Annotated in this window: 14 protein-coding genes and 1 riboswitch; of the genes, 5 read left to right on the top strand and 9 right to left on the bottom strand. The window is 71.8% G+C overall.

Features of this window, described 5'->3' with window-relative positions; all coding sequences use genetic code 11:
• From JJ691_RS46770 to JJ691_RS46760, 3 genes are all read right to left on the bottom strand, one after another.
• Window positions 1-1962 (bottom strand): putative cobaltochelatase, encoded by a 1962-nt coding sequence (locus JJ691_RS46770; RefSeq protein WP_211765815.1) that lies wholly within the window; start codon window positions 1960-1962, stop codon window positions 1-3.
• Window positions 1963-2012: 50 nt separating this feature from the next.
• Window positions 2013-2098: riboswitch (cobalamin riboswitch) on the bottom strand.
• Between the two features lie 61 nt (window positions 2099-2159).
• Window positions 2160-3125: an SGNH/GDSL hydrolase family protein gene (locus JJ691_RS46765; protein WP_211765814.1), complete on the bottom strand. Its 966-nt coding sequence runs from the start codon at window positions 3123-3125 to the stop codon at window positions 2160-2162.
• A 61-nt stretch (window positions 3126-3186) separates the two neighbouring features.
• Window positions 3187-3705: a TetR/AcrR family transcriptional regulator gene (locus JJ691_RS46760; RefSeq protein ID WP_211765813.1), complete on the bottom strand. Its 519-nt coding sequence runs from the start codon at window positions 3703-3705 to the stop codon at window positions 3187-3189.
• A 97-nt stretch (window positions 3706-3802) separates the two neighbouring features.
• Between JJ691_RS46760 and JJ691_RS46755 the strand changes: the two genes are divergently transcribed.
• Window positions 3803-4762, top strand: a complete 960-nt coding sequence (locus JJ691_RS46755; protein WP_211765812.1) for a quinone oxidoreductase family protein — start codon at window positions 3803-3805, stop codon at window positions 4760-4762.
• A gap of 1 nt (window position 4763) precedes the next feature.
• On the opposite strand, the gene JJ691_RS46750 is transcribed toward JJ691_RS46755, so the two are convergent.
• Entirely contained in the window at window positions 4764-5843 is a 1080-nt protein-coding gene (locus JJ691_RS46750; protein WP_211765811.1) for an aldo/keto reductase, read from the bottom strand.
• A 125-nt stretch (window positions 5844-5968) separates the two neighbouring features.
• Here JJ691_RS46750 and JJ691_RS46745 point away from each other — a divergent pair, with 125 nt between their 5' ends.
• Both JJ691_RS46745 and JJ691_RS46740 read left to right on the top strand, forming a co-directional pair.
• A complete protein-coding gene (locus JJ691_RS46745) occupies window positions 5969-6865 on the top strand; it encodes an AraC family transcriptional regulator (protein ID WP_249227471.1) in 897 nt (298 codons plus the stop codon).
• A 22-nt stretch (window positions 6866-6887) separates the two neighbouring features.
• Window positions 6888-8045 carry an 8-amino-7-oxononanoate synthase gene (locus JJ691_RS46740; protein WP_249227470.1) on the top strand — a complete coding sequence of 386 codons (1158 nt, stop codon included), beginning with the start codon at window positions 6888-6890 and terminating at the stop codon, window positions 8043-8045.
• On the opposite strand, the gene JJ691_RS46735 is transcribed toward JJ691_RS46740, so the two are convergent.
• From JJ691_RS46735 to JJ691_RS46725, 3 genes are all read right to left on the bottom strand, one after another.
• A complete protein-coding gene (locus JJ691_RS46735; RefSeq protein ID WP_211765810.1) occupies window positions 8046-8405 on the bottom strand; it encodes a hypothetical protein in 360 nt (119 codons plus the stop codon).
• 102 nt (window positions 8406-8507) lie between these two features.
• Complete coding sequence (locus JJ691_RS46730) at window positions 8508-8954, bottom strand: GNAT family N-acetyltransferase (RefSeq protein ID WP_211765809.1); 447 nt, start codon at window positions 8952-8954, stop codon at window positions 8508-8510.
• Window positions 8955-8966: 12 nt separating this feature from the next.
• Window positions 8967-9791 carry a S1 family peptidase gene (locus JJ691_RS46725; protein ID WP_211765808.1) on the bottom strand — a complete coding sequence of 275 codons (825 nt, stop codon included), beginning with the start codon at window positions 9789-9791 and terminating at the stop codon, window positions 8967-8969.
• A gap of 204 nt (window positions 9792-9995) precedes the next feature.
• Between JJ691_RS46725 and JJ691_RS46720 the strand changes: the two genes are divergently transcribed.
• Window positions 9996-10610 carry a LysE family translocator gene (locus JJ691_RS46720; RefSeq protein WP_211765807.1) on the top strand — a complete coding sequence of 205 codons (615 nt, stop codon included), beginning with the start codon at window positions 9996-9998 and terminating at the stop codon, window positions 10608-10610.
• Here JJ691_RS46720 and JJ691_RS46715 read toward each other — a convergent pair.
• Both JJ691_RS46715 and JJ691_RS46710 read right to left on the bottom strand, forming a co-directional pair.
• Complete coding sequence (locus tag JJ691_RS46715; protein ID WP_211765806.1) at window positions 10607-12214, bottom strand: PstS family phosphate ABC transporter substrate-binding protein; 1608 nt, start codon at window positions 12212-12214, stop codon at window positions 10607-10609. The genes JJ691_RS46720 and JJ691_RS46715 overlap by 4 nt on opposite strands.
• A 165-nt stretch (window positions 12215-12379) precedes the next feature.
• Window positions 12380-13144 (bottom strand): S1 family peptidase, encoded by a 765-nt coding sequence (locus JJ691_RS46710; protein WP_211765805.1) that lies wholly within the window; start codon window positions 13142-13144, stop codon window positions 12380-12382.
• A 149-nt stretch (window positions 13145-13293) separates the two neighbouring features.
• Between JJ691_RS46710 and JJ691_RS46705 the strand changes: the two genes are divergently transcribed.
• A complete protein-coding gene (locus JJ691_RS46705) occupies window positions 13294-14001 on the top strand; it encodes a TetR/AcrR family transcriptional regulator (protein ID WP_211765804.1) in 708 nt (235 codons plus the stop codon).
• The last annotated feature ends 22 nt before the right edge of the window (window positions 14002-14023 follow it).

The following is a 14023-nucleotide window of genomic DNA, read 5'->3' as shown; positions in this document are numbered from 1 at the left end:
TCAGGCCGCCCTCGTCGCTCGCACCACACCGGCCATCTGCTCGGCCGACAACTGCTCCAGCCGCAGGCACACGCCGCCCAGGGCGGAGGCCAGCTTGTCGGCGAGGCCGAGCCGCACCGGCCCGTGCTCGCAGTCCACCACCACCGCGGCGACGCCGTCGGCCGCGAGCATCGCCGCCGCCTTGAGCGAATCCTGCACGGGGTCGTGGCCCGGGCGCGCGGAGGTGGCGCGGCCGTCGGTGACGACGACCAGCAGCGGCCGCCGCCGCGGGTCCCGTAGCCGCTCGACCGTCAACACCTTGTGGGCCTTCAGCAGTCCGTCGGCCAGCGGTGTGCGGCCGCCGGTGCGCAACTGGCGCAGCCGCGCCACGGCAGCGTCTACGGAGGACGTCGGCGGCAGCGCGACCTGCGCGTCGGTGCCGCGGAACGTCACCACGCCGACCTTGTCCCGGCGCTGGTAGGCGTCCCGCAGCAGGGACAGCACCGCGCCGCTGACCGCCGACATACGCTGCCGCGCGGCCATCGAGCCGGAGGCGTCGACGGCGAACAGGACGAGGTTGCCCTCCTTGCCCTCGCGCACGGCCAGCCGCAGGTCCTCGCCCTTGAGCCGCAGGCCCGCGCCGTCACGGCCGCGAGCGCGCTGGTGCGGGGCAGCGGCCGTCACCGTGCCGACGAGGTGCAGACCGTGGCCGTCCACAGTGGATGAACGGACCGTGCGGCCGCTGTGCGCCCGCGCACGGGAGCGCCGGCCCGGCGCACCCTCGCCAACGCCGGGCACCTGCAACAGGCGGGCCTTGAACGCCGGCGACGGGGCGGACGGGGCCTGCTCCTTGGGGGCCTTGCCCTCGCCCTGCTGCTGTTGCGATTGTTGTTGCGGTGCCTCGGAATCCGGTGGAGTCTCGCCGCCGTCCGGGTCGTCGTCGGGGTCGTCGTCGAGCTCCGCCGCCGCTTGTTGCATGGCGTCCTGGAGCTGCTGCTCGTCCATGCCAGGCTCGTCGAACGGGTCGCGCCGGCGGCGGTGCGGCAGCGCGAGCCGGACCGCGACCTCCACGTCCTCCTCCGTCACGGTGTTCGCGCCGCGCCACACGCAGTGCGCGGTGGCCGTACGCGCGACCACCAGGTCGGCCCGCATGCCGTCCACCTCGAACGCCGCGCAGACGGCGGCGATCCGGCGCAGCTCCGTGTCCGGCAGCACCGCGCTCGCCAGCTCCGCCCGCGCCTTCACGATGCGTGCGGCCAGCTCCGCGTCGGCCTCGGCCCAGTCGGCGGCGAAGCCCGCGGGGTCGGCCTCGTAGGCCAGCCGGCGGCGGATGACCTCCGTGCGCGTCGCCACGTCACGTGAGGCCAGCACCTGCACCGTGAGGCCGAAGCGGTCCAGCAGCTGCGGCCGCAGCTCGCCTTCCTCGGGGTTCATCGTGCCCACGAGCAGGAACGACGCTGCGTGCGACACCGACACGCCCTCGCGCTCCACGTGCGCACGCCCCATCGCCGCGGCGTCCAGCAGCAGGTCCACGAGGTGGTCGTGCAGGAGGTTGACCTCGTCCACGTACAGCACACCGCGATGCGCCGCGGCCAGCAGGCCCGGCTGGTACGCGCGTACGCCCTCGGTCAGCGCCCGCTCCAGGTCCAGCGAGCCGACGAGGCGGTCCTCGGTGGCCCCCACCGGCAGCTCCACCAGCCGCGACGGCCGGCGATCGCTGGCTGTTCCGTCTGACCTGGACGCATGCGGGCCGTCCGGGCAGTCGGGGTCGGGGTTGGCCGGGTCGCAGCCGAAGCGGCAGCCCGGCACGACGTCCAGGTCCGGCAGCAGTGCGGCCAGCGCCCGCACGATCGTCGACTTGGCGGTGCCCTTCTCGCCGCGCACGAGCACGCCGCCGATCGCCGGGTGCACAGCGTTCAGCAGTAGCGAGAGCCGCAGGTCTTCGTGCCCAACGACGGCAGAGAACGGGAAGCGAGGCGCCATGCCAGGTCCTTCCTCGGGTGTCCACGCCCGGGTCGGTCGGACGAGGGGCCGAGTTCCTGGCTCCCGGGCAGCGGCACTGAAGAACCGCGGCCAGGTCACAGTGGCGGGACCGTCCCGGACTCGCACCGGGTTCCTCGCGCACACCTCGCTGTCGGCGGGCAGTCTAGTTGGATCCCCGCCGGCAGCGAGGTGCCGAATCAGCCGTTGAGCAGGGCGTGGGCCAAGTCCGTGAGGGTGCTCACACCGGCCGTGGGCCCGTCCGGCGTCGTAGTCGTCACGGACCGGTCGACGCCCAGCACGCCGGCGATGATCGCCGTCTCACCGACCATGGCCGCCTTGCGCGGGTGGTAGGGGGCGGCGGCCAGCAGGTCGAGCGACTGCCCCTGGATCCACGCGTTGCCGCCGGCGCACGCGTCGTGCCCGAGCGACGGCCCGTACGTGTCGACGAAGGTCGCGCCGACGGCCCTGGCCGCGTTGGACGCCGCCGTGTTGAGGGCCCGTTCGATGCTGTCCAGGTACGCGTAGTCGCCGTCGGCGAACGGCAGCACGTCCGGGCAGGTGCCGGTGGCCGGCGCGATCCGCGGGTAGCCGATGACCAGCACCTTGGCGTGCGGGGACCGCTGGTGGATGCCCTGCGCCACCGCGGTCACCTTGGTCTGGGTGTCGGCGATGTCGGCCAGCAGGGTGTCCTGGCCGTTCACGGTGAAGTGCGCCTTGCACGGCGCGCCGTGCGGATCCGAGGCGCGCAGCCCAGGGCAGGTGCCGACGACGGTGCCGAACACGCTGTCGTCGTTGCCGCCGATGCCGACCGTGACGAGGTCGGTGTTCGCGCGCAGGGCGTTGAACTGCGGCGGGTTCGTGCCGAACAGCGGCACGCTCTGCGACTTGGTCATGTTGGTGGTGTCCGCGCCGCCGCAGCTGACGTCGGTGAAGCTGCTGACGTGCAGGGTGGCGGCGAGCAGCGACGGATAGTTGTTGGTGGAGCGCCCGCACCCGATCGGGTTCAGGCGCATGAACGGGATGAACGGTCCGGAGGTGTACGAGTCGCCGAGGGCGACGTAGCGGGCGTAACCGGGCGTGGCCGCGGCGGCGGCGCCCGTGCCTACGGTGACCAGGGATGTGACGACGACAACCGCGGCTGTGAGCAGGCGGCGCAGGGTCATGGCTCCTCCACGCTGAGCAGCAAAGCGACCGCCCAGTGTGGTTCGAACAGGTCAGCGCCGGTCAATCACCCAACACGCTCGACGTGAGGGCCCGCACGTTCACCCTGAGTGTCTCCTCGCCGCCCGGCACCACCATCTCGCTGCGCATGCTGCCGACGATCACCTTGGCCAGGAACTGCGCGTCGGACTCCGGCCGGACCTCGGCGATCAGCACCGCCAGCTGGTCCAGCCAGGGCGGCGGCCCGACGCAGTCGGACTTCTCCATGGTGGCCATCAGCGGCCGCAGCCGCAGCACGATCAGCTCGAACATCTCGTCGACCAGCCGCAGCGCCCGCTCCCGGGCCGGCACCGACTCGTCCGTGGCCCGCGCCCGCGCCCCCTGCCACCACGCCTCGGTCCGCTCGCCGACCACCGCCCGGATCAGGCCGTCCCGATCGCCGAAGCGCCGGAACAGCGTGCCCTTGCCGACGCTCGCGGCGGTGGCGATGGCGTCCATCGACACCCCTGGTCCGTGATGGCAGAACAGGTCGCCGGCGACCTCGAGGATCACGTTGTGGTTGCGCGCGGCGTCGACTCGCATGTGCGTATTGTGCCTCTTGACATAACCGGACCGACGGTCCGTAGGATGTGTCCCACAAACGGACCGCTGGTCCGATCCTAGTGCGCAGGGGGCTCCCATGAAGGCAGTGCGTCACCACCGGTTCGGGCCGCCCGAGGTGCTGGTGTTGGAGGAGGTACCGGACCCGGCGCCCGGCCCCGGCCAGTTGCTGGTTCGGGTGGCGGCGGCCGGGATCAACTACGCGGACGTGCTGATGCGCGGGGACGCGGGGCCGTCGGCGCGGTTCCGACCCGTGATCGAGCTGCCGGTGACGCCCGGCCTGGAGGTCGCCGGCACGGTGCTGTCCGCCGGGCCGGACACCGACACCGCCCTGGTCGGTCGGAAGGTGACGGCCTTCGTGCCCAACGGCGGCTACGCCGAGCTGGCGCTGGTGCCGGCCGCCGGGGCGGTGCCCGTGCCGGAGGGCCTCGACGACAACCGGGCGCTGGCCCTGTTGAGCCAGGGCGCGACCGCCGTCGGCGTGATCGACGCGGCGGCGCTCACCGCCGAGGACACGGTGCTGGTGGAGGCGGCCGGCGGCGGCATCGGCTCGCTGCTGGTGCAGCTGGCGGTCGCTGCCGGAGCCACCGTGGTCGCCGCCGCCAGCAGCGAGGCCAAGCTGGACGTCGCCCGCCGGTTCGGGGCCCACCGGGTCGTGAACTACAGCGAAGCCGACTGGGCCGGCCAGGTCGGGCCGGTCACCGTCGTGCTGGAGACCGTCGGCGGCAAGACCGCCACCGAGGCGCTACAGCTGCTTTCCGGCCCCCGCCCGCGGATCGTGCTGTACGGCTTCGCCTCCGGCACGCCGGCCGAGTACACCGCCGCGGACCTGTTCGCCGCCGGGGCGACGCTGATCCCGTTCAGCCTGGGTCGCAACCCCGAGCTGTTGCCGGACCTCAACCGCCGGGCCCTCGACCTCGGCACCGCCGGCCGGCTCTCGCCGGTGATCGGGGACGTCCGGCCGCTGGCCGAGGCGGCCGCGGCCCACCGCTCCTTCGAAGACCGCACCGCCGTCGGCAAGATCATCCTCACGCCTTGAGTCAGCGCTGGTCGGCGACCACGGCCAACGCCGGGTGGGCCGGCGGGGTCAGGCCGTCCACGGTGATGCCGCCGTGCTGGATCAGCGGGGCGTGCGCGTTGGCCGCCGCCGGGAAGCTCAGCGTCGGCGCGGACACCTTGTCCAGGCGGGCGCGCTGCTCCTCGGTGAGCGTCACGTCCAGGGCGGCGACGTTGGCGGTGAACTGGTCCAGGGTGCGGGCGCCGATGATCGTGGAGGTGACGCCCGGCCGGCCCTGCACCCAGGCCAGGGCCACCGCCGCCGCGCTGACGCCGAGCTCCGCGGCGACCTCGTTCACGGCGTCGATCACCACGTACTCCTCGGCGGTCGGCGGCTGGAAGTAGCCGTTGTTGCCGCGGGCCGTGGTGGTCGGCTTCGAGCTGGCGTACTTGCCGGACAGGAAGCCGTTCTTGAGCGGGCTCCACGGCAGCACGCCGATGCCGAGGTGCTGCGCGGCCGGGATCAGCTCACCCTCGGAGGTCCGCTCCAGCAGCGAGTACTCCAGCTGCATGGCGGTGATCGGCACCCACGACCGGAACTTCGCGGTGACCGACGCCTCGGCGACCTTCCAGGCCGGCAGGTCCGACAGGCCGACGTAGCGGATCTTGCCGGCGGTCACCAGGTCGTCCAGGGTGCGCATGGTCTCCTCGATCGGCACCCGCGGATCGAAGTTGTGCACCCAGTACAGGTCGATGTAGTCGGTTCGCAGGCGCCGCAGGGAGTCCTCCAGCTGCCGCATGATCCCCTTGCGCCCGACGCCGCCGCCGTTGGGGTCGCCGGGACGGAGATTGCCGAAGAACTTGGTGGCCAGCACCACGCCGTCCCGAACCCCCGGGTGGGCGGCGAAGTAGTCGCCGATGATCCGCTCGGAGTGGCCGGCGGTGTAGATGTTGGCCGTGTCTATGGAGTTTCCACCCCGGTCGAGGTAGGCGGCGAGGATGTCGGCCGACACCTCGGGGCTGCTGCCCCAGCCGAAGTCCTCGCCGAAGGTCATGGTGCCCAGGGTGAAGGGGCTGACCCGCAGGCCGGACTGTCCGAGGGTGACGTACGAGTCCAGCGACATGACACACGCTCCCGTTGTCTGATCCAATCACTTGCACTTTCCATTCCAGCAGCGGTTGCCCATGGCTCCTAGACCGATCAGCTCCGGACGTTGCACGATCTGCTCAAGTTTGCTGCTATGGAGATGTGCGGACCACGTTGCGCGAACTGACCGACCGGATCACCCGGCTACATGCGAGGACCACTCGGCCGGTGTGGATCGAGGGCATGACGGTGCACGTCACCACCTCCACCGCGAACGGATCCGGCGGTGTCATGCGGCCGGTGCTGGCCCTGGTCGCCCAGGGCGCGAAGCAGACCACCCTGGCCGACCGGGTCTACGAGTACCGGGCCGGGCAGTACCTGGTGGCCTCGGTCGACCTGCCGGTGCTGGGCCGGATCACCGAGGCCAGCCCGGCCCGGCCGTTCGTGGCCATGGGCCTGCCGCTGCGCAAGTCGGTGATCACCGAGCTGCTGCTGGAGACCGGCGGCGGGGCCGGCGACGACGGTCTGGACAGCGGCATCGGCACCGCTGACGCCGACGAGGAGCTGCTGGACGCGGTGGTCCGGCTGCTGCGGCTGTTCGACCGGCCCCAGGACTTCGCCGTGCTGGGGCCCGGGGTGGAGCGGGAGATCCACTGGCGGCTGATGAACGGCCCGCACGGGGCGGCCATCCGCCGCATCGGCATGGAGGACAGCCGGGTCTCGCTGGTCGGCAAGGCCACCCAGTGGATCGCCCGCCACTTCGACCGGACCATCCGCATCGCCGACCTGGCCGACGAGGTGGGGGTCAGCGTGGCCACCCTGAACCGGCACTTCCGCGCGGTGACGGCGATGAGCCCGTTGCAGTACCAGAAGCAGCTGCGCCTGCAGCAGGCCCGGCTGCGGCTGATCGCCGAGCCCGAGGACGTGGCGGCCGTGGGCTACGCCGTCGGGTACGAGAGCCCGTCGCAGTTCAGCCGGGAGTACCGGCGCATGTTCGGAGAGCCGCCGGGCCGGGACGTGTCGCGGATCTCCGAGGTGGTGGTTGAGGTCGGGGCCTAGGCCTGATGCGAGACTGCTGCGCGTGACGCCCAGCAACCCTGACGCAGTGTTCGACTGGATCGACGCCCGGGCTCAGGCCCGGCAGGAGGCCGGACTGGCGCGTCAGCTCCGTCCCCGCGCGGCCGGTTGGGACGCCCTGGACCTGGCCAGCAACGACTACCTGGGGCTGTCCCGGGACAAGCGGGTGGCGGGGGCGGCCGCGGCGGCGGCGCTGAAGTGGGGCGCGGGGTCGACCGGGTCACGCCTGGTGACCGGGTCCACCGAGCTGCACACCGAGCTGGAGCTGGAGCTGGCGTCCTTCTGCGGCATGCAGGCGGCCCTGGTGTTCTCCTCCGGGTTCATGGCCAACCTGGCCGCGGTGGCCGCGCTGACCGGCCCGGGCACGGCCATCGTGGCCGACAAGCTGATCCACGCCTCGCTGATCGACGGGACCCGGCTGTCCAAGGCCGACGTCGCCGTGATGGGGCACTGCGACGTGGCCGCCGTGACCAAGGCGCTGGCCACCCGCAAGCACGAGCGGGCGCTGGTGGTCACCGACTCCGTGTTCTCGGTGGACGGCGACCTGGCCCCGTTGTCCGAGCTGTCCGAGTCCTGCGGCAAGCACAACGCGGCGCTGCTGGTCGACGACGCGCACGGCTTCGGGGTGATCGGTGACGAGGGCAAGGGCGCGGTGCACGACGCCGGCCTGGCCGGTGCGCCCAACGTCGTCATGACGGTGACGCTGTCCAAGTCCCTGGGCGCCCAGGGCGGGGCCATCCTCGGCCCCCGCCGGGTGATCAAGCACATGATCGACAGTGCCCGCAGTTTCATCTTCGACACCGGCCTGGCCCCCGGCAGCGCCGCCGCCGCGCTCACGGCTCTGCGGGTGCTGAAGGAAGAGCCGCAGCTGGCCGGGCAGGCCCGGCAGAACGCCCTGGAGCTCACCGACCGGCTGACCGCCGCCGGCCTGCGGGTCAGCACCCCCACCGCCGCCGTGGTGTCGGTGCAGGCGCCGTCCCCGGAGGCCGCCGTGACGTGGGCCAACGACTGCCGCACGGCCGGCGTGGTCGTCGGCTGCTTCCGCCCGCCGTCGGTGCCGGACCAGATCTCCCGCCTGCGGCTGACCGCCCGGGCCGACCTGTCCACCGCCGACCTGGACCGCGCGGTCGACGTGATCACCCGGACGGCACCGGGGCGCTGACTAGGTCGTCAGGCAGAGTTCGGCGTAGTCGCCGACGAAGCTCGCGCACCACCGGGCACCGGCCGCGTGGTCACCCTTCCAGGCGACGCTGTACTCGCCGGGCCCGACCCGCACCATGCCGGTGAAGTTGTCGGGGCCCCACACCGAGAACGCCGCGCCACCGGTCGGCAACGCGGCGGTGCCGCGCATACCGACCTCGACGACGTCACAGCTGAGCAGGGCTCGCTTCACGCTCAGCTCGAAGTAGGCGTTCGAGACGGAGTCGGGGCGACAGCCGATCGCGGCCTGCGCCGGCGGGGCGACGGTGCACAAGACCACGCCGGCGATCACCGTCGACACGGCCAGGAGTCTGCGTGGCATGGGGTCCTCCGTGAACTCGGCGTTTCGAATCCACGGATCGACGCTAGTCAGCGGCAAACACCGCAGGTATCACACGACCGATCGGACTCTTCCGAGTGACCCTCACCCAGACCGACGCATGGTGATGTGCGGGATGCCGTCCTCCACGAACTCCTCGCCCTGCTCGACATAGCCGTAGCGGGCGTAGAAGGCCTTCACCTCGACCTGGGCGTCCAGCACGCTCGGCGCGGAGCCGACCTCGGCCACCACGGCCTCCATCAGACGGCCGGACAGGCCGTTGCCCCGGGCGTTGGCGGCGGTGCAGACGCGGCCGATCCGGAACTCGCCGCCACTGTCCTCCAGCAGGCGGAGCGTGGCCAGCACCCGGCCCTCGTCGTCGGCGAGCCAGAAGTGCCGGGTGCCGGGCTCCAGGTCACGGCCGTCGAGCTCCGGGTACGGGCACTTCTGCTCGACGACGAAGATGTCGGTCCGCAGCCGCAGCAGGTCGTACAGCTGGGCCGGCGTGAGATCGGCGGCCCAGGCGCGGTGCAGGGTGGCGTGCAGCGTCATGCCCCCGTCGTATCACGCGCCCAGCTGGGCCGACACCTCGTCGCGGTAGTTGACCAGCCGGGTGTACACGCCGGGCTTGCCGGCGCGGGCGCAGCCGTCGCCCCAGGACACCACGCCCACCAGCCGACCGTCGACGACCATCGGCCCGCCGGAGTCGCCGGCGCACGCGTCGCGGCCGCCCTGCGGGTAGCCGGCGCACACCATGCTGCCGGCGTCGAAGTCGGACTCCTCGCTGGCGCACGTCTGGTCGGACACCACCGGCACCTGCACCGACTTCAGCGTCGGTGACGGCGGGGCGGTCTCGCCGACCCGGCCCCACCCGAGCACCGTCGCGACCACGCCGGGCTGGTAGCCGGAGGTGTCGCCGTCGGCGACGAGCGGCAGCGTCCGGTAGGCCACGGACCGCGTCAGCGTCAGCACGGCGACGTCGTGCCCGGTGCCGACGTCGCGGAAGCTCGGGTCGGCCCACACCGAGGTGACCCGCAGCTGCTGGCCGTCCCGGGTGCGCAGGTCGGTGCGGCCGGCCACGACCCGCAGCGAGGACGGCGACTTGGTGGTCATGCCGCCGGTGGCCAGCGCCTGGGTCACGCAGTGCGCGGCGGTGACGACCTTGGTCGGGGCGACCAGCGTGCCGCCGCAGAAGAACTGGCTGCTGTCGGTGGTGATCGCGACCACCCACGGCGTCGTGGTGGTGCTGGCGTCGTCGCCGCCGACGATCCGCGGCGACGCTGTGCCAGAGGGGGCCGTCGCCGCGTAGGCGGGGGTGGCGAGCAGCAGCAGCGAGGCGAGGACGGCGGCCGACCGCCGGACATGGGCCAAAGAGCATCGACTTGGCACGGCGAGCACTCCTACGGGGACGGGGAGGCCACAGACCGTAGCCGATCAGCAACGACGGGTGGAGCGCGATCGAGATCACTCACCCGAACGTGTCAGGGCCGTAAATCTTCCCGTTAAGATCCCATAAGTACGAAGAATCATCCGTCAGCGCGCCTGACGACGGGCGTTTGTTCTGCTACGCCCCGCTTGGACCGGAGTTTTGCCGTGACGTTCGACACCAGCACCCTGCCCGCCTTCCTGCTCGCCAGCCTGGTCGTGGTCATCACGCCCGGCATGGACGCGTTCCTGCTGCTCAGGACGTCTTTGCGGGCGGGCACCAGGGCCGGCCTGCGGGCGTTGGCCGGCGTGCACACGGCCAGCGCGGTGCAGATCGCCCTGGTCGCCTCCGGCCTGGGCGCGCTGCTCGCCGGTTACCCCGCGTTGCTCCAGGTGCTGCGCTGGCTCGGGGCCGCCTACCTGGCCTTCCTCGCCGCGCAGATCGTGCGCGGGCTGATCAGGCCCCGCCCGGCCGAGTCGGACGAACCGGTCGTCGTGGCCCATCCGTTCCGGCAGGGCTTCCTGTCCAACCTGATGAACCCGAAGATGCTGCTGTTCTCCCTGGCGTTCCTGCCGCAATTCATCGGATCGGGTGACGCCGTGCTCCAGCTCGGGGTGCTCGGCGCGCTGTTCCTGGTGCTGGCCGCGTGCTGGGAGGCGACCATCGTGCTGGCCGCCGGCCGCATGTCCCGCCGGCTGAAGCGCCGCGGCGTGACCACCGCCCTGGACGCCGTCTCGGCCGCCGCGTTCCTGACCATCTCGGTCGGGCTGGTGCTGGCCTAGCCGCAGAGCGAGATCGTGTTCCCGGCGCCGTCCACGCACGGGATGTGGCCGTAGTTCTGCATCGCGGTCTTGGCCGTGTCGCCGGTCATGAAGGTCAGGAACGTGGAGATCAGCGAGCCTTCGGCCGGGATCCCGTAGCTGTAGAAGTACTCCACCGTCCAGAACGGGTACTGGTTGTTCTTCACCGACTGCGGGTCCGGCCCGTAGCCGTTCAGTTGCACCTGCTGCACGTTCTGGTACTTCGTGGTCTCGGCGCTGGAGGTGGCCGACATCTCGGCGTAGCCGATGGCCCCCGGGTTGGCGTTGACCTGGCCGAGCACGTCGCCGGTGGACTGCATCTCGCACCGGGTCGCCGGCGAGGCCGGCAGCCCGGGATCGCGGTCCACGCAGTTGTACGAGTCGGCGGGCGGCTCCGGGGCGTTGTCCAGCAGCTTGCGGTCGAAGGTGCTGCGGGTGCCGGAGTCCGTGCCGCGGCTGACGATGGCGATCGGCAGGTTCGCGCCGCCGACCGCCGACCAGTTGACCACCTGCCCGCTGTAGATCTGGCGCAGCTGGTCGGCGGTGAGCGAGTGCACGCCGGCCGCCTTGTTCACCACCACCGAGAAGATGATCACCGCGATGGCGTGCGGCACCAGCTGCTCGTTGCCGGACTCGGCCCCGTCGGACATGGCCAGCTGGCCGGTCCGCACCTTCACGTTGTCCCGGCCGTTGGTCGCCAGGTCCAGCACGCCCTGGTGGCTGCCGGTGGGATGGCCGGTCGGGTTCACCGACACCGTCGCGCCTGGGCAGGCCGCGTGGTAGCTGGTGGCGACGTCGGTCTCGGCCTGCTGGAACGCGGTCGACCCGGACACGACCAGCGCGCCGTTCGCGCAGGCCGCCGCGGGCGTCGGGACCGGGGGCGGGATGAGCACCAGCGCCAGCACCACGATCAGCAGGAAGACGGTGGCCAGCGTGCCGGACACCAGGGCCAGCCGGGTCGCGCTGGTCGGGCCGATGCCGGCGGTCTCCCGCAGCAGGCCCTCCTTCTTGCCGTTGATCAGCTCCGCCGCGCCCTTGACCCCGTGGTCCTGCCCTTCCAGCAGCACCACCATGCGGAAGCGCACGCCCTGGTTGAAGTTCATCCTCGGTAACTTCAGCCAGTTGTCCCCGGCCTCGCTCGCGTCGAAGGTGAGCACTTCCTCGCCGGGCAGCGGCGTGTTGTCCGGGCCGCTGCCCAGCAGCGCGTTGCGCAGCCCCTCGTCCACGTCGCTGAGTTCGACGCCGACGACCTTGCGCTCGCCAAAGGTGAGCACCGCCGGCCGGACGTAGTCGTCGGGTCCGATGGTCAGGCCGCTGTCGTTGCTCACCCGCACCACGACCACGCTGGCCTCGTGCACGTCGCGGGTCCGGCCGTCCTGGGTCCGCCGGACCACCAGCCGGGCCTGGTTGTGCTGGAGGTTCTGGCGCAGCGGCGGGGAGTCGATCGGCTTGTCCAGGTGCACGCGGTAGCTGATCCACCGGTGTGGGCTCGGCCACAGCACCCGGATGGTGTTGATCACGGCGGTGATGCCGGTGACGGCCGAGACGATCGCCGGGATCACCACCGACCAGACGTACACGGACACGTCGTGAACTCCCTGCGCGAGGGCGTCGGTGAGCGACGATCATGGCTCTTCGCGCTCGCGCGGGCCGACCTGTTCACGGCAAGTTCGGCCTGGATTCGCCCGGTGTTGGGCGTGAACGACCGCGACGCCCGCCCCCGGTGCGGGGACGGGCGCCACGGCCTCCGGTCAGCCGGTCAGCTCGGCTTCGATCGCCGGCTCGTACGCGGCGACCCTGGTGTAGACGCCGTAGTAGCCGGGTCGGGCACAGCCCTCGCCGAACGACGTGATGCCCACCAGCTCGCCGTTCATCTCCAACGGTCCGCCGGAGTCGCCCTGACAGCTGTCGACGCCGCCCTGCGGATAGCCCGCGCACACCATCGCCGTGGCGCGGTACTCCGAGTACGACTTCGCACAGTCGGCGTCCGAGGCCAGCGGCACCGACGCCCGCATCAGGTACTGCGACACCGGGCCCGACTCCTTGGTCCGGCCCCAGCCGAGGACCGTGGCCATGGCGTTGGGCTGGTAGAGCGACGCGTCCTTGGCCAGCGGCAGCGGCGGCACGTTCACCGGGCGGCTCAACGTGATCACCGCGAAGTCCGACCCGCCGGTCGGGTCGCCCCGATAGTTCGGCGACGTCCACACCGACGTGGCCGTGACGGCCCGGCCGGCGGTGGTGGACTTGTCCTCACGGCCGACGACCACCCGCAGGTTGTCCGCGCGCTCGTCGGTCATGCAGTGCGCCGCGGTGAGCACCTTGGTGGCCGCGACCACGGTGCCGCCGCAGAACTGGAACCCGGTCGCGTCCGTCAGGTAGACGGCCCACGGGAACTCCACGATGCTCGCCCGTTCGCCGCCGACGATGCGGGGGGAAGCGACCGCCGGAGCGGCGGCGGCGAGGGCGACTAAGACGGCGGCCACCACGGCGAAGCGGCTTGACCTGGAGATTCGCATACCAGCAACGGAACCGTTGGATCCGTGTGTGGACAAGCAAAACAACTCGGCGGGGTGTCACACGAAAGGCGTTGACGGCCCCTCGTGACCGGGTCTACCTTGACTCGTGACCGGATAAGAAATCTGGTCACGAGTCAAGGGGGTCGGGCATGCCCGGGCGGGACGACGAGCGCGGCGAGCGGATCCTGGACGCCGCCGCCGAGCTGGTCCTGCGCTGGGGCTACAAGCGCGTGACCATCGAGGACGTCGCCAAGCACGCCGGCATCGGCAAAGGCACCGTCTACCTGCACTTCCGCAACCGCGCCGAGCTGTTCCTGAGCGTGCTGGTGCGGGAGTCGGTGGCGATGACCGCCGACATGCTGGACGCGCTGCGGCGGGATCCGGTGATGATGCTGCCGGCCGAGCAGGCGCAGATGGTCTACCTGGGCCTGATGAAGCGGCCGCTGCTGCGGGCCATGTTCGTCCGGGACGTGGATCTGCTGGGCGACCTGGCCGTGGATCCGGCCATGCAGCCGCTGCGCCGGGTGAAGGTCGACCTGTTCGGGGACCTGTTCCAGGTGCTGCGCGAGCACGGGCTGGTCCGCACCGACCGGGACCTGGAGGGCCAGCGCTTCCTGCTGACCGCCGTGCAGACCGGGTTCTACCTGGCCCGGCCGGTGCTGGGACAGCTCGGCGAGGAGCACGACGACCAGGCCACGGCCGAGCTGCTGGCCCACACCATCCGCGAGGCGCTGCACACGCCCGGCCCGCCCGATCCCGAGGTGCTCGCGGCGCTCGCGCCCAAGGTGACGGCGATGTTCGCCGACTTCCACGCGGCGCTGGCCGCCACGGTCCACGGCACACCGCCGCGCGACTGACCCACAACAAGAGGTTCAGCTA

It is taken from the genome of Kutzneria sp. CA-103260, from assembly GCF_018263855.1.
In the GTDB taxonomy this organism is placed as follows: domain Bacteria; phylum Actinomycetota; class Actinomycetes; order Mycobacteriales; family Pseudonocardiaceae; genus Kutzneria.
Note: the sequence above shows the minus strand (reverse complement) of the source record. Positions and strands in the feature narration are given on the sequence as shown.